The following is a 21,543-nucleotide window of genomic DNA, read 5'->3' as shown; positions in this document are numbered from 1 at the left end:
TAGGAGGAGAGAAGATGATTGCAAATTATCATACACATACCAGATGGTGTAATCATGGCGTAGGAGAAATAGAAGCGTATATACAAGCAGCCATTGCAGCTGGATTTAAAGAGATAGCAATGACTGAACATGTGCCCCATAGAGATAATGAAGATCCTGATAGGATGAGATGGGAAGAGTTTGAAAGTTACAATAGGGAGTTAGATCAGATTATAGAAAAGTATAAAGAAAAGATTCATGTGATTAAAGGGTTTGAGTGTGAATATTATTTGCATGCCTTAGAAGACTATAAGATGTTTCGTGAAGAATATGGTTATGAAATATTTATTTTAGGACAGCATTGGAGTGACAATAAACGTATAGATAATTTTGGACCTAAAGGTAAAGAAGACTTATACATTTATGCCAATGAGGTATGTGAAGGATTGGAAACAGGAATTTTTACGTTTTTAGCACATCCAGATTTAGTATTACAAGGCTATAATAATGGGGTCTGGGATATAGATTGTGAAAAAGTAATGAGACAGATATTTAGAACATGTGAGCGTTTAAATATTCCTGTAGAAATCAATGCCAATGGTATAAGAGGTGGCAGAAGATATCCTGATATTAATAGTTTAAAGCTATCTAAGGAATATAAGCTTACCTACCTGATTAATGCGGATGCCCATGACCCTAGATTTTTAAATGATGGAGCAATTAAAGAGGCAGAAGAATTAGCTAAGAGATTAGGGATAGCGGTTACCCCTATATTAAAGCTATAGAAATAAGGAGATGCCACAAAATAAATTTCGTGACATTTCCTTATTTTTTGCAGTGAAATGGGAAAGACTATAATTAAGTAGGATTAATAATAATTTAAAATAAACTAAAATAGAACTTGAGGATAGACAAAATGAGTAAAAGATTGTTTAAGAGTATCCTATGTGGATTTATGGTAATGACAGTATTAGCAGGTTGTGGAAATGGTGCAAGCAATAGTACAACTACAAGTGATTTGAAAGTAGGACTTGTAACTAATATCGGGTCAATTGATGATAAGTCATTTAATCAAGGTGCATGGGAAGGAATCCAAGCAGCTAGTGAAGAATTTGGTATTACTTCTAAGTACCTTCAACCAGGTGGTGAATCAGAGGCGGATGCACTTAAAGAAATTGGGAACTTTAATGAAGCAGGATATGATATGATAGTTGCTCCTGGATTTAAGTTTGCAAAAACAATTTATGAAGCACAAAGCAAATATCCAGATAAGAAATTTATGATAATTGATGCGGTTCCAAATAATGGTGACAATGTGCCTGCTGTAGCAGACAATAGCGTAGCTGTATTATTTGAAGAACATGAAGCTGGATTCTTAGCTGGTATCGCAGCAGCCTTAGAAATTAAAGAAGGTAATGTTGGTTTCATAGGTGGGATGAGCACAGATGCAGTTAATAAATATAACTGGGGCTTCCAGCAAGGGATTCAATATGCAAATGATAACTATGGCACAAATATGAAAATGGATGCAAATAACTTCATCTATCAAGGGACATTTACAGATGTAGCAGCAGGGCAACAACTTAGTGCGCAAATGTATGATCGAGGTGTGGGTGTAATCTTTAGTGCAGCGGGTGCAGTAGGAACAGGTGTCATTAAAGAAGCTAGAGAACGTGCACAAGGTGGGAAACCTGTATGGGTTGTAGGTGTAGACGTCGATCAATATGATGATGGTTTATATAATGATACACAATCGGTGGTATTAACTTCAGCTATGAAAAAAATTAGTACAGCAACTTATGATGTTATAAAAGATGCAGTAGAAGGAAAATTTCCAGGGGGACAAATACTTTCATATAGCATTCAAAATGATGGTGTAGGAATTCCAGAAGTAAATCCTAACCTTAGTGAAGATACAACTAAGGCAGTAAATGAAGTATATGAAAAGGTAAAAGTAGGGGAAATTAAAGTAGCTAGTGATAAAGGAATCTTAAAATAATAAAGGGCAAATGAAGCAATCAACTATTTAATAAGAAGGATTGATGTATGAATGTACATCAGTCCTTTTTGTGGTTAATTTATAATATTCTGTTTACAGGTGCTTCTATATATTTATATAATAAAGAAAGAATATGATATTAGGATCAATTACTATAAAATAAGAATAAGAGGTTGCTATGAAAATTACAGTGTACGATTTTGATAAAACAGTTTATGATGGCGATAGTTCTATTGATTTTTATAAATATTGCCTGAGAAGAAAGCCGTCTATATTAAAGTATTTACCTATACAGGCATATGCAGCACTTATGTATATATTAGGACTTTGGCCTAAGGTAAAAATGAAAGAAAAATATTTTATATTTTTCAAGGATATTGATAATATTGATGATTGGGTAAGAGATTTTTGGAAAACCCATAAACAAAACTTAAAAGAATGGTATAAGAAGAAGGACCATAGTAGGGATATTATTATTTCTGCCTCACCTGAATTTTTGTTAAAACCTATATGTAAAGAGATAGGGGTTAAGGCTTTGATTGCTTCAAGGGTAGATCATTTGACAGGGCATTTTACTGGTGAGAATTGTTATGGGGAAGAAAAGGTAGCACGCCTCAATCAGTTTGTAGATGACTATGAAATGGAGGAGTTTTATTCAGATTCCTTATCAGACACACCGTTAGCACTTTTAGCTGGGCATAGTTATATTGTGAAGAAAAATGCTCTTTTAGATTGGAGAAGCTATACGCCAAGTGGCAGAGAAAAATTGCTAGGTCATTTTAAAACAAGACAGTTTCTAATGTTTCTTATTGTAGGCTGTATAAATACTTTAAATGGTATTGTGTTTGCCTATATATTTTCATTAATGCTTGATGATAATGTGGCATATATGGTGGGATATTTTTGTGGGCTTATTATTTCTTACTTATTAAATAGTACGGTCACTTTTAAAGAAAGCTTAGGTGTTATAAGGTTTATAAAGTATGGCATTTCATATATTCCTAACTTTATCATTCAAAATCTAATGGTGTTTTTAGTAATGAATATACTAGGACAACCTAAACTTGTGGCGTATGTATTGGCAGCTATAATAGGTATACCAGTAACCTTTTTAATTATGAAGCTGTTTGCCTTTCAAAAGGATTAAAATTAAAAAAATGGAAATAGAAAGTAAAAAATAGTTGTATTTACAACGATTTTTTACTTTTTTTTTGTTTTTACGAAGAAAAAGTGAATAAAAATACAAAATTTGATAATGGAACACAAAAATAATATAATTGAATAAAACTAACATATAGAATATAAGAAGGTGATAAGATGATATCCATAATAGTGTGTGATGATGATGAGATTTTTGTAAAAGACTTATCAAAAAAATTACAGCGAGAATTAGAGGGGTTAGACATAAATTATGACTTGGAAACCTTTACATCTTCGAGAAAGCTTTTGCAAGAGTATAAGAAGCGGGAAGAAAGACCAGATTTACTAATTCTAGATATTGACATGCCTGAGTTAGATGGGATTGCATTAGCGGAAGCTATTAGGCAGATTGATGAAGAAGTGACAATCGTACTTGTAACATCTATGGAGGATCGCGTATATGATGCCTTTGGTTACAATATCTATAAGTTTATACGTAAAGGTTTAAGTGAAGAAGAACGCAGCAGTATATTAAGACAATGCATTAAATATGTAGAGAGTACTAAAGATACATATTTGTTTAATACTGAAAAGGAAGTACTTAAACTTAGAGAAAATGAAATTATTTATTTTGAAATTCAGTTACGTAAATTTTATATGCAAACAATTAAGGGGCGTTATAGGGTAATGGTAACTAGATTTGAAGATATTTTAGAAATTTTAAAAGGGAACAGTAACTTTGCGATGCCTAATCGTTCAACGCTAGTTAATATGCGTTATATACGTACGATTACAAAAGAACAGGAAGTTTTGTTAGAGTATGCAGGTAATCAAGAAAAAATACTCATGGGTAGAAATAAGAAAAGAACTTTTTATAGTAAATTTGTAGAATATATTAAATAGGAGAAACTAGCATGTATGAATTGATGGAAATTTTGTTTTGTGCGATAGATGTTGGCTTTTTAGACCAGTTTATTCGTTTCTTCTTAGAAGAAAAAAGAAATACAAAAAGGTATTATAAGTTAATAGCTATGGTGATATTAACATTAGCAATTCACTTTGTAACGGGGTTTAAAGCGTTTAGCAGTCATACGACTTTAGTGAGTATGACATTAATGTGTATTTACACAATCTCAATGTATCGTGGACAGATTCAAAACAAGATTATTGTGGGGATTGTTTTTGAGATTTTTTTAGGACTGTGTACGATTACAGGACTTAATCTTATCGCTTATATGGTTGATCAGGAAATTAGTATGCTATTAGCTTATGGCAATTTTAAACGCATTATTGTAGTCCTTATGGTCAAAATGATTATTTTAGTGGTATTACTAGGGGCGAAGAGAACACTTAATCTTACTAAGGTAGAAATGCCTAAGGGATATCGAAGTATCATATTAGCTATATTTATTGCCTCATTTTTAACTGTAATTATTATGTTTAAATTAAGTGTTTATAATACAGATGCCACATTATATAGAATGATTACGATATTAGCAGTCGTATTTTTTGCCTTTAACATTATTATTTATGGGTTATTTAGAAAAGTAATTACAAATATGCAGGAGACTGCTAAAACAGATTTAATTTTACATAATCAAGATGTGATGAGAGAACATATTATGGAGCTTAATAAAAGTCATAAAGAGATTAGAAAAATTAAGCATGATATGCTTAATCACTATGGCATTATAGAATATATGCTTACGAACAATCAAAGTGAAGAATGTATAAAGTATATTAAGGAACTGCGTTCAAGGGCTGAAAATGTGCCTATGTATTATACCACTGGAAATGTAATTGGTGATGCAGTTATTAATCAAAAGCTCTATTCTACAAGAGAAGAAAATATTAAGTATGATTTACAGATTAAATTTCCTAATGAAATGAAAATAGATGAAGTAGATCTGGGAACTTTATTGGTGAACTTAATAGATAATGCGATAGAAGCAGTACGTGAAGTGGAAACTGAGGAGCGAAAAATTAAAATTAACATTCATCCACACCATAATAAGCTGCTTATAAATATTGTCAATACAGTAGCCAGTAATCCTATTCAAGATAATAAGCTTATAAGACGAAAGAAAGCTAATAAATATGAGCATGGGTATGGCTTACTGAATATCAAATATGTAGTTAATAAATATGAAGGATATATGGAATATAGTTGTAAAAAAAATGTATTTGAAGTTAATATTTTATTGGATTATGCGGAAACTGAAGGTATTATCGACAATAAAATAACCATTTAGACAGAAAAATGAACCATTTAGACAGAAAAATGAAGAATATAAAAAAAGTATGATAGAATTTCTTTTGTCAAAAGGAGTTGGAGAAAATAAACCGATTGATTAATAAAATAGTCATAGCTTTAAAGACGAATAACATTATTTTAGAGGAAGATAGTGATATTTATAGCTATGGTTTAGAGATACTGATAAGCAATTTATTTTTGCTCCTCACAATTATGGTAGTAGGAATCATATTTGGAAAACTTCAGTATACATTGCTATTTTTGATGATTTTCATGGGGTTACGCCGTACTACGGGAGGTTATCATACAAAGAAACGGTGGCAATGTTTCTGCCTAACGCATGTACTACATGGAATTATTATTGGACTTACAATGCTAGATTGTACATATGTAATGAATGAATTGGTATTTATATGTGTAATATTTTCTGTAAGCATTGTATATGTGGCGGCACCTATTGAAAATGAAAATAACCCAAAGACTCCAGCAGAGATAATTAAAAACAGGATAAAAAGTAGGGTTATGATTAGCATACTTGCAATTATTACACTTGCTGGATTTTATGGAGGAGAGAGGTATAAGCTAATATGCTCTACCATAGCTATGACTATGACATTAGTAGGCATATTATTATTAGTACCTTATATGGAAGAGTGGTAGACATGAAGAAGAAATTATTGACTATTGTAGAAAAGGTAGCAAGAAAGTCAGCTTATAAGGCTGTAAGCAGTCAATCGGACTGGTGGTGCTATCAAACGGTGGTACCAAAAAAATTACATAAGGCAAAATAAGCATTTATGCTTAGTTTGTATAGATTCCTTAAGTTGGTTAAATTTGTTAAGTTAGTTGGATTTGGAGGGTGTCCTTTGAGACGCCCTCACTTTTTTTATGTGTAAAAAATACCAGATTAAAAAGTTAAATGGGTGTTTTAAATTAGTGGTAAAAGTAGTATACTGAGTAGTAGAGAAAACAATAGAAAGGACAAAAAGGTATGGCATATAGAAGTAATTTAAGCTTTGGTGCTAAAAAGAGAAATAGACTTTTAGGCGTATGTGTGGCTTTAACTATTTTAGGAGCAGGGATGACACTAGGACTTTTAGGTGGACATGTATATCTTGCGAGCAGTATTAGTAAAAACACAACAAGTGTAAAAGCTATTTCTGAAAGTACGGAGAGCTTAAAAGCGGAAGTACAAACAGTAAAAGAGCAACAAAAAGTATCACAAGATGAGCTTGAAATCATACAAGATAACTTAGCAAAATATGAACCAGTAATTATTCCAGATTCCATGAAGTAAGGAATAAAGTATATTTCGAAAGCAAGAATTAGTACAAAAAGAAAGTAGAAAAAGGTGAATGAAATGAGTTATGGTAGAAGAAAAAGTAAGAAGGTTGGCACCACACTTCTATTTCTACTTTTAGCAATAGTATTTGGAGGCAGTGCGGGATTTTTAGCATATAAATTACCTGAAAAAGTAAATGCTTTAAAAGTAGCAAAAGAAGCTGTAGCAACTTTTAACGAAGAACATCAGTCTCTTCAAGAAGAGCTTAATACCAATAAACTAGAGCTTGAGCAAGTAGAAGCTGAAATTCAAGAGAAAAAAAACCAATTAGCTAAAGCTGAGGCAGAAAATCCAGATGTAGTGATAGGTAATGATACAAATAAATATGCCTACCTTACATTTGATGATGGTCCAAGCACTAATACAGTGAAAATACTTGATTTTCTTAAAGCAAATAATATAAAAGCAACATTCTTTGTTCTAGGAAAAAATAATCAAGATGAAATATATAAACGAATCGTAGAAGAAGGTCATACACTAGCGATTCACTCAGATACGCATGAATACAATACAATTTACCAAAGTGTAGATAATTTCATGAAAGACGTTACAGATTTATCTAATAAACTTGAGAATATTACAGGTGTAAAACCTACTATTATGAGATTCCCAGGTGGGTCTAATAACACTATAAGTAATAGATATGGTGGCAGAAATATTATGGATCAAATTATTCCAGCAGTTACCGAAGCCGGTCTTACATACTTTGACTGGAATGTAGATTCATTAGATGCATCTGCCAATAAGCAAGATAAAAATGTAATTGTAAATTCTGTTTTAAATGGTGCAAAAGGTAAGCATGAAGCAGTTATCTTAATGCATGATGCACCAGCTAAAACAACAACGGTTGAAGCCTTACCAGAAATCGTTGAAGGGCTTAGAAAACAAGGATTTTCATTTAGAGCAATTACAGATGAAACAGAACAAGTGAAGTTTAAATAAAAAACGGCTGGTCGCGCGAAAGTGCGGCAGCCGTTTTTTGTGTGTAGTGGAGTGTGGATAAGTAGAATATATATTTTTCCTGCTCCCTCCCTGCGGTCGAAGTCGCGATAAAAATATATATTCTACTTATCCACACCGCCAGGTTGAGAGAAACGGCTGAGTGGAGGGCACTTTCGAGCGAAGGCTAATATGGAGAGGTGGCGGAGACCTGGGGTTTCTTGCTGCCTTCCTACTCCCTTCCTGCGGTCTTTTTCTTTGGGTTCTTGCGGTCGAAGTTGCGATAAGATGAATAGTTTGGGTGGATGGGGGGAAAATAGGGGTAAATATGTATTTGATGGGTGTAATATAGAATTTTTGGAGGCGATGGTGTCGTGAGTGAGTTTATTTGTAAGAATTGTGGATATAGGAAGACTGTAGGAAATGAGATGGGGAATATGATGGAAATTCCGGTGTATCCAATGTATGAGGCGAGTGTTGTGGCACCTTTTTTGGCGATGGAGTATATGCAGGATGGGTGCGGGGAGAGATGTCCTGGATGTGGCAAGTTTGGTCAGTGGCAACGGGTCTAATGGTTGTACAAATATACTAAAAGAAATGTCTGTATATAATGAATTGGCGAAAATTTTATGTGTAACTTGTGGGTTTGGTACAATAGGTCTATAATAGAAAACGAGGGAAATTTTAAAGGAATTGTATAATATGAAAGGAGACGGAAATATGGGAAGAGTGTTAAATATAGCTCATAGAGGCTTCAGTGGCAGATACCCAGAAAACACAAATATTGCATTTGCAAAAGCTTTAACAGAGGGGTACTGTGATGGTATCGAGGTGGATGTACACATGACAAAAGATAATAAAGTTGTTATTATCCATGATGAGAAACTCGATAGAACAACAACAGGAACAGGCTATATTAAAGATCATACACTCGATGAGTTACTAGAATTTGATGCCGGTGTTAAATATGACCCTAAATATAAAGGTGAAAAGATTTTATGTATAAAATCTGCAATTGAATTAGTAAAAAAATACAATGTTAAACTTTATATTGAGATCAAAGATAGTGAAGCGCAATATGAGCAAATCACAGAAGAAGTAATTGATCGTGTAACAACAATTGGTGCAGAGGATAAAGTTATCTTATCTTCATATAATGTAGAAACACTTAAGAGAATTAAAGAATTAGCACCAAATATTAAAACAGCCCTTCTTTGCAAAGACATGTTATGGGATATTCGTAACTACAGATATGCAGATGCAATCTCAGTAGATTACACAAAAGTGGACAAAGAAGCAATTGATACAGTACATAGCATTGGTAAAACAGTGACTGTATGGACTGTAGATGAAACAGCTGATATGAAAAAAATGAAAGAATTAAACGTGGATGCAGTTATTACAAATCATCCAGATACATTTAGTGATGTAATCAATGGTTTATGCTAATAAATATATAAGGTAACCTAAATATTAGGAAGCTTTATCTTAAAAGCAGTAACGAGAGGCGATAGTTACTGCTTTCTATAAAATGAGGTGATATATAAGAAAAGGTATATATTTTTTCTTATATATCACCTCATTTTTATATTTTATAAGTTTGTTTTTTCTTAATTTGGTTATACTTATGCACATATGAGTTACTGGCATTATTTTACACTTTTATAAGGATTTGCGACTGTAATTTCTACTTCTTACTTTTATATGTATGGGGTATAATGAAACGAGAGGGGACACACCTGATGAATTTGAAAGGGAAAGGAGTTATATATGATTAAATATAGAAAGCAAATGTTTTTAATTACATATGCCCTGATAGTATTTTTCTTATTGCTTAAATTTAAGGATGTAACAGGGGTAGTTAAAAACTTCGTTGTGCTAGTAGGTCCATTTATTTATGGATTTGTATTAGCTTATCTAATTAATATTCCGGCCACATTTTTGCTTGAAAGAATCTTTAAGGCAAAAGCAGGAGATAAGAACTATGGTATAAAGAGAGGCGTGTCAATTTTACTCTCATATGTTATCGCATTTTCAGTCATTGCATTAGTATTTGCAACGCTGATTCCACAATTAGCTGAGAGTATAAGCGGTTTTATAGGGAATATGAATAATTATTCACAGCAGTTTGATGAACTTTCCAGAGAGATTATGAGTAAAATAGACCTTCAGGAGTCAACTTGGGAAAGTATGCAAAATTTCCTTATACAATCTAAAGAACAGATTATAGGATTATTACAAAATATCGTACCATCGGTGATAGGTTTCGCAACAGGTACATTTAATGGTATATTTAATATAGTCTTTACACTTATCATTTCTATTTATATATTAATGAGTAAGGATGATTTAAGTGAACTTATTGCAAAAACAGTAAGAGTTACAGTACCAGCTAAAGCGAGAGAATACTTAAACCATGTATTACAGATAACGAATGAGACCTTTAAAGGATTTATAGTAGGTCAGTTAACGGATGCATTGATTGTTGGGATATTAACTTTTGCTGGAGCCTGTGTATTTGATTTTCCATATCCAATATTAGTTGGGTTTATTGCAGGGATAACAAACATTATTCCCGTACTTGGACCATTTATTGGGGCAGTGCCATGTTTCGTAATTATAGTGCTTGCTGATCCAACTAAGGCATTATGGTATCTTGTATTCGTTGTTGTACTGCAACAAATAGATGGTAATGTAATTTGTCCTAAAATCGTAGGTGATTCTATTGGTCTCGATGGTATTTGGGTTGTATTTGTTGTACTTGTAGGAGGCGGCCTTTTTGGTATCGTTGGTTCAGTATTGGGTGTACCAATTTTTGCAATAGCCTTTAAACTTTACAATGAATGGCTAGAATGTAGACTAGCTCAAAAAACTATGAAAAAACAAGAGAAAAAGAAAATAGAAACGACATAAATTAATCATATTCTAAGCAGGGTATAGATATATTTATAATTAGAAGGGTGTTACCACTTGCAACTTGGAAATAGCCTTTGTATAATTAGAAAATAATAGAAGATAAAACATTTTGAAGCATTTGAGTTTGTCTTGTGAATTAGATAAACAGATTAAGTGTTAAACAAGATTAAGAAACGGAGAGGGGGATAAAATATGGAATCTCCAATTTCAGCAGTAGGTTTTTCAAACCTAGACAAAGATACGCAGTTAGAAAGCATTGTAAGCAGTATATTAGATGCGCCAACAACACAGTTTGCAACGAGAAAGCAGAATAAAGATATTTTGGCAGAGTACTTTAAAGAGTATGATAAAGATATGTGTGTAATGGTAAGGATTGTTCTTAAAGGTGGCAACAAAAAAGATGCTAAGATTGAAATTGAACAATGTGAACCATGTTTCTTTACGAATAATGTAATAGAAGTGGAAGAGATGACGGTAGAATGCGTGGATGATGATTACACTTATTATGTAATTTGTGAAGAAAAAGAAACAGGCATGCAATTTATTTTCTGGTTGCAAAATGTTGTAGAGTATACAGATATAATGAGTGAGAAGAGAGAATTCAACAAAGTCAAAATAGCTGGGCTTGCTATGGAAGGCACAATTATCTTACCGATTGAAAAAGACCAAGAGGATGAAGAAGTTGAAAAAGAAGAACGCGAAAAGCTTAAGGTCATGATTCAAAAGGCGAGAGAAGGGGATGAGGAAGCACAGGCACAATTAGAACAAGAAGAAAAAGACCTAGATGATCAGCTCAAAGAACGTATGATGGAAGAGGACTTCCTATCTATTATGAGTGGTTACTTTGTACCAACAACTCTAGTAGATGCCACTTACGCTGTTTTAGGTGAAATTAAAGCAATTAGCACACGTAAAAATAATAAAACAGGTGAGGAACTTTATCTCTTTGTTCTTGAAGTAAATGATATGCCACTTGAAGTGCTTATTAACAAAAAAGATTTAGTGGGTATGCCTAGCGTAGGCATGCGTTTTATGGGAACTTGTTGGTTACAAGGGACTATTGTTACAAAATAAAGACTTGACTAAAATCATTAAAATATGTACTATAATAGAGTGTGCCAAATGGCACAGTGTTTCCGTAGCTCAGTAGGATAGAGCGACCGCCTCCTAAGCGGTAGGCCGCTGGTTCGATTCCAGTCGGGAACGCTTCGCGACTGGGTTCTGCATGAAAGTGCAGAGCCCTTTTGTTGTGTATGGGAGTGGGAGTGTGGGTAAGTGATATATATATTTTTCCTGCTCCCTCTCTGCGGTCGAAGTCGCGATAAAAAAATATATATCACTTATCCACACCCATTAGGCAAGAGCAAAAGGGCAAAAACCCTTGGCACTTTCATCACACACTTTACGCCTACTACAAAAGCAGGCACAGGCACAGGTATAAGTATAAGTATAAGTATAAGTGCAAACTACTGCTTCCAGCTGAGGGGGTTATAGAATGACTATAGGGTATAGTGATTTAGTATTATTTTTTAATATGCTCTATAAATAAGTTTACAGTTTTAATACCTTATAACAAAAGGGTTAAATTAGATATCCTAAATATAGATATAAATATAGCTCCCTATCAGGGAGCTATATTTATATCTATATTTAGCGGCATGTTTTTTTTAGAAACCGCATAATATACCCATCTTTCACAAGCAGCATAGTTCACTTAATGGGTGCCTGTAATCATTGACAACAGCGAACCTCCTATCACACCCAATCTTTATCTTGCGTTCACAAGATGGAAGAGTGTTCTCACTGGTGCACCAGTTGCGCCTTTTGCATTAATGCTATTAGTTGCTTCATGCCATGCAGTACCGGCTATATCAAGGTGCATCCAAGGAATATCATTTTCTACGAATTCACCGACAAATAATCCAGCAGTAATTGTTCCAGCAAGTTTGCCGCCTAAGTTTTTAAGGTCAGCTACTTCGCTTTTATTCATTTTTGCATATTCTTTAAAAGCAGGAAGTTGCCAGAATTGCTCTCCTGTTTTACGTGCAGAAGCGAGAAGACGATTATAGAAATCTTCATTATTAGTTATAACGGCGGTTGTGCTTGTGCCGAGTGCCATAAGTACAGCGCCTGTAAGTGTGGCAAGGTCAATGACCTCGTTAACTTTTTCCTTACGCATCATATAAGTCATAGCATCAGCAAGTGTGAGACGGCCTTCTGCGTCTGTATTTAAGATTTCAATTGTTTTACCAGACATAGAAGAGATAATATCACCTGGCTTGTAGCTATCACCAGAAATAGCATTTTCACAAGCAGCAACAACAGCTACAACATTTTGTTTGACATTGTTTTTAGCAAGGGCATACATTGTACCAATTACAGCACCGGCCCCTCCCATGTCACTATGCATTGTTTTCATAGAATCAGTTGGTTTAAGTGAGTAGCCACCTGTATCATAAGTTAAACCTTTTCCAATGAGACCTAGCGTATAGTCATCTTCAGGATTTCCTTTATGACGCATAACGATAAGACGAGGTTTCTTTTCTGACCCCATACCTACAGCAAGGAAAGCGTCCATACCAAGTTCTTTAATTTGCTTTTCATCCATTACGTCTACTTCGAGGCCACATTTTTTACCCATATCCATAACATAATTTGCAAGTGTTTCTGGATAGATGATATTAGAAGGTTCGTTTACGAGGTCTCTAGCAATCATTACGCCTTCTACTACATTAAGGCTTGTTGCAAGTACTTCTTGTTCATCTTCTAATTTAGAAGTAGGTACGCCGATGATATAAACTTCATCAAATGGTTTCTTACTTTCATTAGTGTCATTAGTTTTATACTTGTCAAATTGATAAGTTGCAAGGTACATGGCTTCTGTAATAATTTTAACATTGCCACCAATGCAAAGTTTTGGACTAAGTGCAAGGCGTACCCCCACTTTTTTAGCTTTAAGAGCCTTTGCTTTGCGTGTAGCTTCACTAAGAGCATCTCTAAGTGCTAATCCTTTTTTTTCATCAATCATTTTACCGATACCAACATAAATTGTATATTTTACAGTTTCGGCTATAGTAGTAGAAACGAAAAGCTCACCTTCTTTACCGATGAAAGTTTCGCTAGCTCTGAGCTTTTGTAATTCTTCTATTTGAGTTTCTTTATCTTCAAATACTGGAATAATAAGGGCATCTACTTCATTTAAAGTAACGTCTTTAATATAAATCATATTGTTCTCCTTTATAAATATAATGTACTTAATTGAGTTATTAGCCTGTGTCACTACATTATATACTCTTATCTAGTATAACCATTTACGGAAATATTGTCTTGCAAAATCATTAAGTGAATTAAAAAAAATTGTTTGTAAAATTTTGTTGACATAAGGTAGGAAAATTATTATTATAATATAAAAACGAACAAAAAATAGGTTCAAATAAAAAATGTTCGGAAGAATGATTAATTCTAGGAGGCAAAAATGAGACATCAAGGAATGAAAAAAAGATTAGCCGCAACACTTGCTATGGCGGTAGCAGTTGGAAGTACATTAAGCTTTAATTATATTAATACATATGCACACGAAGAATTAGTTAAACAAAATATTGTAAGTACAGTGGCGACAGGCGGAGCAGTTGTACCTGAAAAAGAAATCACATCAATCTCAGAAATTAGAGAAAGAGTATCTTCAGGAACAAAAGGAGAAAACGTTACATTCCAAGGTGTTGTAACAAGAGTTAACGCATCAAGTATGTATGTTCAAGATGGGACAGTTGGGATATATGTCTATGGGTCAAGAAAAGGTGACTATGTAAATCCTGGTGATAAGGTAGAAATTGAAGCAACAACAGATGCTTATAATAGTTTGGTACAAGTAAAATCAGCTAAGGTTACAAAGTTAGAGACAGTGGAGCAGATTGCACCTATTGAAGTAACAGTAGCGCAGTATCTTGCAAATCCTGAGAACTATGAGTCAGTACTTATTAAATTTAAGGATGTAGTTTTAGGTAAAATTAATACATCAGGAAATACTAGTTTAACAGATGCAACAGGTTCTATAGATATTTATAAAATTGCATCAGATGTTAAAGAAGGCTTTGAGACTTATGATGTAACTGCTTTTGGCGCAAGATACGGAAATACGCGTCAATTAACAGTTGTAAGTCCGGATGATGTAAAACCAACTAAAGGAATGGGGAGCATCTCAGATTTAGTCATTACAAAAGGTGAAACATTTACACTACCAAAGGTTGAGGTTGTAAGAGATGGTGAAGTTGTAGAATGTGAAATCAACTGGAATGAAGAAGAAGTAGTAGCAGTTGATACAAACAAGGTAGGAAATTATAAAGTAACAGGAGAACTAGATGGCGTAAAGTTTACATGTACAGTCATTGTTACTTCTGAAGAAGGAATTAAGATTTCAGATATTCAAGGTGCTTCACATACTTCTGTGTTTGAAAATAAAACAGTTTCAGATATTAGAGGGGTTGTTACAGTTAAAAATGGTACATCGGGATTCTATATTGAGAGTTTAGAAGAAGATAGAGATGATGATGATGCAACATCAGAAGGGATTTATGTATCTGCATCTAGCACGAATGCAAAGAAAGTAAAAGTAGGAGACATTGTAGAGGTAACAGGGAAAGTAGAAGAAAAGCAATCAGATGCAGCACAACTTTCAGTAACTCAAATCTATTCTTCAGTAGTAAATTTAACAGGTGAAAATGTTTTAGAAGAAGGTGGCAAGCTTCCAGCACCAGTTGTTATTGGAGATGAAGGAAGAATTCCACCAAACAAAATTATTGATAATGATAGTTTTACAAAGTTTGACCCAGAAGAAGATAGCATTGACTTCTTTGAAAGCTTAGAAGGTATGCGTGTTCAAATTAATGGGGCACAAGTAGTCGGAAGTACAGCTTATGAGCTTACAGTTGTACCAGATGAAGGAAAGCATTCTGCAAATGGGTTATCAGCACAGGGCGGCGTAGTTATTACAGAAGATAATTTACATCCAGAGATTATTACGCTTGCAAATGGTGCTGAAAGTGTAAGAACAGACCTTAATGTAGGTGATCAGTTTACTGATTCTGTAGTAGGTGTAATGAGTTATACAGGTAGCGTTTACAAAGTATTGGTATCTGAGGAACTTCCAGAAGTACAAAGAGCATCTTATGATATGAGTCCAGTAACATCATTAAATGAAACAGAAGATGGCCTTCGTATTGCTTCATTTAACGTAGAAAACTTAGGTGGAACAGAGTCACAAAGTAAGTTTGATGAGATTGGTAGTGTAATTGCTAAAAACTTATTATTCCCAGATATCATTGGGCTTGAAGAAATCCAAGATAACACAGGAGCTACAGATGATGCAGTGGTAGAGGCGGATCTCGTATATAAACGTATCATTGAGGCCATTAAGGCACAACCTGGTGGTGAAAACATGAACTATGAATACATTGAGATTGCACCAGTAAACAATCTTGATGGGGGTGCACCAGGTGGAAATATTCGTGTGGGAATGATTTATCGTACAGACCGCGTGCAACTTGCAGAAGGCCAAGCAGGAAAAGCAGATGAAGCAGTAAGCGTTGTTAAAAAAGAAGATGGTAAAGTAGGGCTTTCATTAAATCCAGGAAGGATTGATCCGAATAATGAAGTATTCTCAAATACAAGAAAATCATTAGCAGCAGAATTCATTTTTAATGGAGAAAGTGTCATTGTTATTGCAAATCACTTTAGTTCAAAAGGCGGCGACCAAGCAGCATATGGTAGCAATCAACCATTCGTTTTAACATCAGAAGCAAAACGTATTGAACAAGCTAAAGTTGTAAATAACTTTGTAAAAGAAATCTTAGCAGAAGATAAAAATGCGAAGATTGTAGTACTTGGAGATATGAACGATTATCAATTTTCAAATCCACTTAAAGCATTAGCAGGTGAAGAGCTTCACAATATGCTTTATAGCTTAGAAGAAACAGAACGCTTTACATATAACTATCAAGGTAAATCACAAGTACTTGATAATATCTTAGTGACAAAATATTTAGAATCAGCTACAGAAGTAGAGATTATGCATATTAATTCTATATGTGCAAAAACAGAGCAATTAAGTGACCACGATCCAATTATGATTCGTTTAAATATGAATGATGTAAAACTACCAGGCGGAAGTACAAGTTCAGATGATGATGATAATATAAGCAGCGGTAGCACAAGTACAGGCGGCCAAGGTGCAACATCAAATAATAATGCAGTAGCTGGTGTCACAATGACAACTGAAAATGGGAAAGTAAGTGTAACACTTTCAGATAAATTAAGTGATGTATCAAATGATAAAGTGCAACAAGTAGTTTTCGAAGCAAAACAAGATAATAAATACTTAGATAAAGTAAATGTAACATTAGAAAAATCACTTATAAAAGCATTAAATACGCAAGGAAAAGAACTTGTTATTAAACTTGAAAATGCCAATGTCGTTGTTCAAGGTGAACTCTTAAAAGCGGCAAATAACGTGAATATAGATATTGAAACAACAGATGTGACAACAAAAGCTGTTCAAGAAGCACTCCCAACAAATCGTAATGCTTTAACAGGATTTAACTTAACAGTTAAAGTAAATGGTAAGGTAGTAACAAATGCAGAACAAGCAGTAACTATGCATTTTGAAATTCCAAGTAAAAAAGTAACAAATCCAAATAAATTAGTGGCATATGTAGTAAATGATGGGAAATGGACATACCTTGATGGTAAAGTAGTAGGCAATGAATTCGTAACTTCTAGTGTGATAAATGGACAAGTTATCTTAGCTGAAAGTACACAAACATTCACAGATATTCAAAGACACTGGGCACAAGAAGAAATCGAAATTTTAGCAGCAAAACACCTTGTAATTGGTACGACAGAAGAAAAATTCTCACCAAAGGCACAAATTAAAGCAGGTGATTTTGCAACATTATTAGAACGTTTAACAGGCAAAGAAGTTTCAGTTGAAACAGAAGGCAAAGCACTGACAAGAGCTGAAATGGCAGTTATGCTCAAAGAGGCTGTAGAGGTAGAAGAAGCGATCGATACAACAAATTTATCAGCTTTCAAAGACTTAAAAGATGTAACAGATGCTCAAAAAGAAGCTTTAAGCTACTTAGTATCTAAAGGCATCCTTCAAGGCCAAAGTGCAACAAAAATGGCACCAAACCAAATCCTCACAAGAGCTGAGATGGCAACAGTCATTGCAAGATTCATTAAGTAGTCAAGCAGACAAACAATGAACTGTAAAAAGTGAAGGAAACAAGCAGTTAAAGACTAACTAAATAAAAAGGCGTATTGTTATGGCTGAAATTGAGGCACAACAATACGCTTTTTATTATTCCTCTTTTAACACTTAGCAAGTAGTACGACATTACTCACCTAATGCTCAGCAAAATTTATCCACACTTCCCTAAAATACACACAAAAAAGGACAGCACTTTTGTGCCGCCCCTTAATTTAAAATAATGCTTTAATAGCAATAGCTACTAAAATGATACCACCAATAAGTGTTGATTTACTTTCAAAGATTGATCCAAATTTCTTACCAATGAAGATTGCAATAAGTGAACAGACTGCTGTAGTAAGAGCAATGATTGCAGATGAAGTGACAACATTTACACCCATTGCGCTGAAGCCGATTCCTACAGCAAAGGCATCGATACTTGTAGCAATTGCTTGGATGAAGAGCATTTTGTAAGTAAGGCTTCCTTCTTGGATTTCATCTTCTTGCTCTGGGTTTTTATAATCCTTATAGACATCTAGCAGCATTTTACCACCGATGAAGCCAAGGATTAAGAAGACTAAGATATTAGCATATTGTGTGATGAGATTAGAAACAAGTCCACCTAAAAAGAAACCTAGAAGTGGCATAAGCCCTTGAAAGCCACCAAAGAAAAGTGGCATTGCAATAACCTTATCTTTTTTGAGGTCTTTATAGATCATCCCATTAGTCATTGATACAGTCGCAGCATCCATGCTAAGACCTATTCCGATTAAAATTAATTCAAAAATTCCCATATTCATTTCTCCTTTAGTTTAATTAATCTTATTTTGGGCAAAAATAAAAGACTCATGCGTAGCACAAAGCTACACATGAGTCTTGTTCATTAAGACAAGCCAGATTGTAAAAGTTTTAGGCCCTACAATCACTATGTTGACTTGTCACGTATAAAGTAATACTTTATACGCAAACTACTCCCTCACGAGATTATTAATTCCATTATAGCATATGAAATATATGCTAATCAAGAACTCAAAGTCGTGTTATTAAAATAAAGAAGGAAGAATTTCACATTACTAAACCATAATAAATAAAGGTTATAGATGTGAAGTTGGTTTTAAAAGCCAAAAAAGAAGGTCGTTGGGGGTAACCTTCTTTTTTGGGAATAAGGTATACCGAGCACCTTACTCAATATATTAAATTAAATGGGGAGTAAAAGAAAAAGAAATATAAAAAGCTTTTTCTTTTATAGTATTAATATATATCTGGGAAATGTAGAGAATATGATGTTTTTGTGTGATTATTGTGAAGAAGGGATGTTTGTAAGCAATCTGACGCTCAAATAAATGTACAAAATAGCTAAAAAAGAAAAGGTGAATTTGTTATAATGAACAGCTAAAGAAGGTATATAAGAAAAAAGTACGGAAGTTATGTAAATGTTTAAGAAAAAAACAGCTAAATAAAAGAGTAGGTTATGAATAAGAGAGGCAATCTTCCACAAATATACAGTGCATTCATATTATTAATTTATTATTATAAAGTGAAGAAATAGTTTATAATAGAAGAGATTATAGTAGACGCCTACTATAATAAAAAGTATTTATAAAAAGATTGAAAGAGACAGAGGATTTAGCATGAATAAGAAAGTAATATTTTGTGATATTGATGGAACACTTGTAAACCACCATGGAGTAATGCCGGCTACTACTAAAGAAGCTATCCGTAAAGCAAGAGAAAATGGTCACCTTGTATTTTTATGCACAGGGCGTTCAAAAGTAGAAGTTGTAGGTGAGGCTGCAAAGTTAGAAGTAGATGGTAGAATCTGCTCAGCAGGAGGATATGTGGAAGTTCAAGGTAAAGTTATTAGACAAGAATTTATGCCAGTAGAAACAATTAAACATTTAGTAAGTTTCTTAGATGCTAATGAAATACACTTTTGTTTAGAAGCAATAGATAAAACATATGTAAGTCGTCATACACGTAAGTTTTTCACAGAACGTATGGCTACCAATATAGCGGCACATCCAGAGGACAAAGAACAGATTGAAGCGCATATGCAAGGATTAATTGACCATATGGTAGAGGGAGCAGACCTTGTAAGGGATGATATTTGTAAAGTACTTTTCTTTGGCTCAAGACTATCTATAGAAGCACTTAAGGAAGAATTTAAAGAAATTATTGTACTTCCTAACTCTATGGAATTCTGGGGTGGAAATAGCGGTGAGATGATGATACCGAATGTGCATAAGGCATCAGGAATAGAATATGTTTTAGCACACTTAGGATTAAATAAAGAAGATACAGTAGGTTATGGTGATAGCCTTAATGATATGGAAATGTTACAATTTGTAGACTTAGGAATAGCAATGGGAAATGCAATTGAAGCACTCAAAGAAGTAGCAGATGAGATAACAGATTCAGTAGAAGAGAATGGAATCTATAATAGTTTTAAAAAACATAATTTTATAGGTTAATTTTATAGATTAGTTTTATAGATTAGAAGGTTATATGAAGAGTAAAGGGTTCTAATTTTTTTAAGCATACTTAAGAAAAATTAGAACCCTTTAATTTTTGATTTATTTTGCTAGAGGCATAAAATTGTTATCTAGCATTTCTTGGATTTTGAGGATGACACCATGATTGTCATTGCTAGCAGCCTTAAATCGTGCTATTTGCAATAAGTCTTCATGGGCATTCTCCATGGCATAGCTATAGTAAACGCTTTGCATCATTTCTACGTCATTTAGATAATCACCAAAGGCCATACATGTTGCTATTAATTTAATCATAAGTATTCTCCAGAGTTTTAAGGTATTATAATAAATCACCAACATATAGAGAAACCAATTATAACTTTAAGCGATATATCTCATAAATAGGTTTCTCTTAATAATTTCACATGACTAGAACATGATGAATAATTCAATCTTATACATATGAAATCTATATAGAGAAACCAACTAAAACCTTGAAATAGACATATAGGTAAATTGGTTTCTCCCAATGATTTCACATGACTAAAAATCATGAATAACTCAAACTTATCAATGTGAAATCTATATAGAGAAATCAACTAAAACCTTGAAATAGACATATAGGTAAATAGGTTTCTCTCAATGATTTCACATAACTAAAAACTATGAATAACTAAAACTTATCAATGTGAAATCTATGTTGCAATAAAATGTAAGAAGAGAAAGAATAAAACCTGCATAAATCTCCCATAATAGTGAGATGAAAACATTAAAAACATTAGTCATTTGAAGGAGAAATATTATGCCAAATTTAAGATGTGATGTTAAAAATTGTTCTTATAATGAAGAGTACCATTGTTGCTTATCGCAGATTAAAGTAGGCGATCAGGTATCTAGTAATCCTGATGCTACCAACTGTGAGAGCTTTGTAGAATCTGAATACGTAGCGAGCAATTGTTCAATGGGACCAAAAGAAGAAGTAGATGTTAATTGTAGTGCAATTGAGTGTGTATTTAACTGCAATCATGAATGTTTAGCTGTAGATGTAGAAATTAGTGGTGCGACTACAGCTTGTCATCTAGAAGACACCTGTTGCAATACATTTATCAGCAAATAAAGTACTATGAAGGAGCATGTTACATTTAATTTGGTTATTAATGTAATGCTCCTTTATTTGTTGGGAAGGAGTTTCGGTAATATTGCTATTTTTAAATAAAATGACCAAGTGCATACTAAATTTAAAAAATAGGATTACAATAT

The 21,543-nt window shown here is 33.6% G+C and carries 19 protein-coding genes and 1 tRNA gene; 17 read left to right on the top strand and 3 right to left on the bottom strand.

Annotation, left to right across the window (positions count from 1 at the left end; all coding sequences use genetic code 11):
- Positions 1-14: 14 nt before the first annotated feature.
- The 14 genes from AC1VAQ_RS13530 to AC1VAQ_RS13465 all read left to right on the top strand — a co-directional run bounded on the left by AC1VAQ_RS13530 (position 15) and on the right by AC1VAQ_RS13465 (position 11,775).
- Positions 15-764: a histidinol-phosphatase gene (locus AC1VAQ_RS13530; RefSeq protein ID WP_303244120.1), complete on the top strand. Its 750-nt coding sequence runs from the start codon at positions 15-17 to the stop codon at positions 762-764.
- Between the two features lie 131 nt (positions 765-895).
- A complete protein-coding gene (locus tag AC1VAQ_RS13525) occupies positions 896-1,978 on the top strand; it encodes a BMP family lipoprotein (protein ID WP_302596491.1) in 1,083 nt (360 codons plus the stop codon).
- A 178-nt stretch (positions 1,979-2,156) separates the two neighbouring features.
- Positions 2,157-3,125: an HAD-IB family phosphatase gene (locus AC1VAQ_RS13520; RefSeq protein WP_330697495.1), complete on the top strand. Its 969-nt coding sequence runs from the start codon at positions 2,157-2,159 to the stop codon at positions 3,123-3,125.
- A gap of 170 nt (positions 3,126-3,295) precedes the next feature.
- A complete protein-coding gene (locus AC1VAQ_RS13515) occupies positions 3,296-4,021 on the top strand; it encodes a LytR/AlgR family response regulator transcription factor (protein ID WP_302596492.1) in 726 nt (241 codons plus the stop codon).
- An 11-nt stretch (positions 4,022-4,032) separates the two neighbouring features.
- A complete protein-coding gene (locus tag AC1VAQ_RS13510; RefSeq protein WP_303244119.1) occupies positions 4,033-5,370 on the top strand; it encodes a sensor histidine kinase in 1,338 nt (445 codons plus the stop codon).
- A 95-nt stretch (positions 5,371-5,465) separates the two neighbouring features.
- Complete coding sequence (locus tag AC1VAQ_RS13505) at positions 5,466-6,032, top strand: accessory gene regulator ArgB-like protein (protein WP_302596494.1); 567 nt, start codon at positions 5,466-5,468, stop codon at positions 6,030-6,032.
- Positions 6,033-6,034: 2 nt separating this feature from the next.
- Positions 6,035-6,163, top strand: coding sequence for a cyclic lactone autoinducer peptide (locus tag AC1VAQ_RS13500; protein WP_302596495.1), 129 nt, complete (start codon positions 6,035-6,037; stop codon positions 6,161-6,163).
- 200 nt (positions 6,164-6,363) lie between these two features.
- Positions 6,364-6,669, top strand: coding sequence for a hypothetical protein (locus tag AC1VAQ_RS13495; RefSeq protein WP_303244118.1), 306 nt, complete (start codon positions 6,364-6,366; stop codon positions 6,667-6,669).
- A gap of 63 nt (positions 6,670-6,732) precedes the next feature.
- Complete coding sequence (locus AC1VAQ_RS13490; protein WP_479904030.1) at positions 6,733-7,656, top strand: polysaccharide deacetylase family protein; 924 nt, start codon at positions 6,733-6,735, stop codon at positions 7,654-7,656.
- Between the two features lie 371 nt (positions 7,657-8,027).
- Entirely contained in the window at positions 8,028-8,225 is a 198-nt protein-coding gene (locus AC1VAQ_RS13485) for a hypothetical protein (protein ID WP_303244116.1), read from the top strand.
- 148 nt (positions 8,226-8,373) lie between these two features.
- Entirely contained in the window at positions 8,374-9,102 is a 729-nt protein-coding gene (locus AC1VAQ_RS13480) for a glycerophosphodiester phosphodiesterase (RefSeq protein ID WP_302596499.1), read from the top strand.
- A gap of 321 nt (positions 9,103-9,423) precedes the next feature.
- On the top strand, positions 9,424-10,566 hold the full coding sequence (locus AC1VAQ_RS13475; protein ID WP_302596500.1) for an AI-2E family transporter: 1,143 nt from the start codon (positions 9,424-9,426) through the stop codon (positions 10,564-10,566).
- A 195-nt stretch (positions 10,567-10,761) separates the two neighbouring features.
- Complete coding sequence (locus AC1VAQ_RS13470) at positions 10,762-11,643, top strand: DUF3881 family protein (protein WP_302596501.1); 882 nt, start codon at positions 10,762-10,764, stop codon at positions 11,641-11,643.
- Positions 11,644-11,701: 58 nt separating this feature from the next.
- Positions 11,702-11,775: transfer RNA gene (locus AC1VAQ_RS13465), tRNA-Arg, on the top strand.
- Between the two features lie 562 nt (positions 11,776-12,337).
- Here the strand turns inward: AC1VAQ_RS13465 and AC1VAQ_RS13460 are convergent.
- Positions 12,338-13,795, bottom strand: a complete 1,458-nt coding sequence (locus AC1VAQ_RS13460) for a leucyl aminopeptidase (RefSeq protein ID WP_302596502.1) — start codon at positions 13,793-13,795, stop codon at positions 12,338-12,340.
- Positions 13,796-14,044: 249 nt separating this feature from the next.
- Between AC1VAQ_RS13460 and AC1VAQ_RS13455 the strand changes: the two genes are divergently transcribed.
- Positions 14,045-17,809 carry an endonuclease/exonuclease/phosphatase family protein gene (locus AC1VAQ_RS13455; protein WP_479904029.1) on the top strand — a complete coding sequence of 1,255 codons (3,765 nt, stop codon included), beginning with the start codon at positions 14,045-14,047 and terminating at the stop codon, positions 17,807-17,809.
- A gap of 236 nt (positions 17,810-18,045) precedes the next feature.
- On the opposite strand, the gene AC1VAQ_RS13450 is transcribed toward AC1VAQ_RS13455, so the two are convergent.
- Positions 18,046-18,606, bottom strand: coding sequence for a manganese efflux pump MntP (locus tag AC1VAQ_RS13450; protein WP_302596504.1), 561 nt, complete (start codon positions 18,604-18,606; stop codon positions 18,046-18,048).
- A gap of 837 nt (positions 18,607-19,443) precedes the next feature.
- Between AC1VAQ_RS13450 and AC1VAQ_RS13445 the strand changes: the two genes are divergently transcribed.
- On the top strand, positions 19,444-20,283 hold the full coding sequence (locus tag AC1VAQ_RS13445; protein ID WP_302596505.1) for an HAD family hydrolase: 840 nt from the start codon (positions 19,444-19,446) through the stop codon (positions 20,281-20,283).
- Positions 20,284-20,385: 102 nt separating this feature from the next.
- On the opposite strand, the gene AC1VAQ_RS13440 is transcribed toward AC1VAQ_RS13445, so the two are convergent.
- Positions 20,386-20,598, bottom strand: coding sequence for an HAD hydrolase family protein (locus tag AC1VAQ_RS13440; RefSeq protein WP_330697496.1), 213 nt, complete (start codon positions 20,596-20,598; stop codon positions 20,386-20,388).
- A gap of 487 nt (positions 20,599-21,085) precedes the next feature.
- Between AC1VAQ_RS13440 and AC1VAQ_RS13435 the strand changes: the two genes are divergently transcribed.
- The gene (locus AC1VAQ_RS13435; protein WP_302596506.1) at positions 21,086-21,400 is read left to right on the top strand and encodes a DUF1540 domain-containing protein; all 315 of its coding nucleotides are present in this window, start codon (positions 21,086-21,088) and stop codon (positions 21,398-21,400) included.
- The last annotated feature ends 143 nt before the right edge of the window (positions 21,401-21,543 follow it).

This window comes from Cellulosilyticum sp. (assembly GCF_982396655.1).
Note: the sequence above shows the minus strand (reverse complement) of the source record. Positions and strands in the feature narration are given on the sequence as shown.

What these genes read in the sequence shown, in the direction of transcription:
- AC1VAQ_RS13460 (WP_302596502.1), bottom strand. Translation starts at nt 13,795, where the DNA reads ATGATTTATATTAAAGACGTTACTTTAAATGAAGTAGATGCCCTTATT.
- AC1VAQ_RS13525 (WP_302596491.1), top strand. Translation starts at nt 896, where the DNA reads ATGAGTAAAAGATTGTTTAAGAGTATCCTATGTGGATTTATGGTAATG.
- AC1VAQ_RS13455 (WP_479904029.1), top strand. Translation starts at nt 14,045, where the DNA reads ATGAGACATCAAGGAATGAAAAAAAGATTAGCCGCAACACTTGCTATG.
- AC1VAQ_RS13510 (WP_303244119.1), top strand. Translation starts at nt 4,033, where the DNA reads ATGTATGAATTGATGGAAATTTTGTTTTGTGCGATAGATGTTGGCTTT.
- AC1VAQ_RS13450 (WP_302596504.1), bottom strand. Translation starts at nt 18,606, where the DNA reads ATGGGAATTTTTGAATTAATTTTAATCGGAATAGGTCTTAGCATGGAT.
- AC1VAQ_RS13470 (WP_302596501.1), top strand. Translation starts at nt 10,762, where the DNA reads ATGGAATCTCCAATTTCAGCAGTAGGTTTTTCAAACCTAGACAAAGAT.
- AC1VAQ_RS13490 (WP_479904030.1), top strand. Translation starts at nt 6,733, where the DNA reads ATGAGTTATGGTAGAAGAAAAAGTAAGAAGGTTGGCACCACACTTCTA.
- AC1VAQ_RS13445 (WP_302596505.1), top strand. Translation starts at nt 19,444, where the DNA reads ATGAATAAGAAAGTAATATTTTGTGATATTGATGGAACACTTGTAAAC.
- AC1VAQ_RS13435 (WP_302596506.1), top strand. Translation starts at nt 21,086, where the DNA reads ATGCCAAATTTAAGATGTGATGTTAAAAATTGTTCTTATAATGAAGAG.
- AC1VAQ_RS13515 (WP_302596492.1), top strand. Translation starts at nt 3,296, where the DNA reads ATGATATCCATAATAGTGTGTGATGATGATGAGATTTTTGTAAAAGAC.
- AC1VAQ_RS13495 (WP_303244118.1), top strand. Translation starts at nt 6,364, where the DNA reads ATGGCATATAGAAGTAATTTAAGCTTTGGTGCTAAAAAGAGAAATAGA.
- AC1VAQ_RS13480 (WP_302596499.1), top strand. Translation starts at nt 8,374, where the DNA reads ATGGGAAGAGTGTTAAATATAGCTCATAGAGGCTTCAGTGGCAGATAC.
- AC1VAQ_RS13520 (WP_330697495.1), top strand. Translation starts at nt 2,157, where the DNA reads ATGAAAATTACAGTGTACGATTTTGATAAAACAGTTTATGATGGCGAT.
- AC1VAQ_RS13530 (WP_303244120.1), top strand. Translation starts at nt 15, where the DNA reads ATGATTGCAAATTATCATACACATACCAGATGGTGTAATCATGGCGTA.
- AC1VAQ_RS13500 (WP_302596495.1), top strand. Translation starts at nt 6,035, where the DNA reads ATGAAGAAGAAATTATTGACTATTGTAGAAAAGGTAGCAAGAAAGTCA.
- AC1VAQ_RS13440 (WP_330697496.1), bottom strand. Translation starts at nt 20,598, where the DNA reads ATGATTAAATTAATAGCAACATGTATGGCCTTTGGTGATTATCTAAAT.
- AC1VAQ_RS13475 (WP_302596500.1), top strand. Translation starts at nt 9,424, where the DNA reads ATGATTAAATATAGAAAGCAAATGTTTTTAATTACATATGCCCTGATA.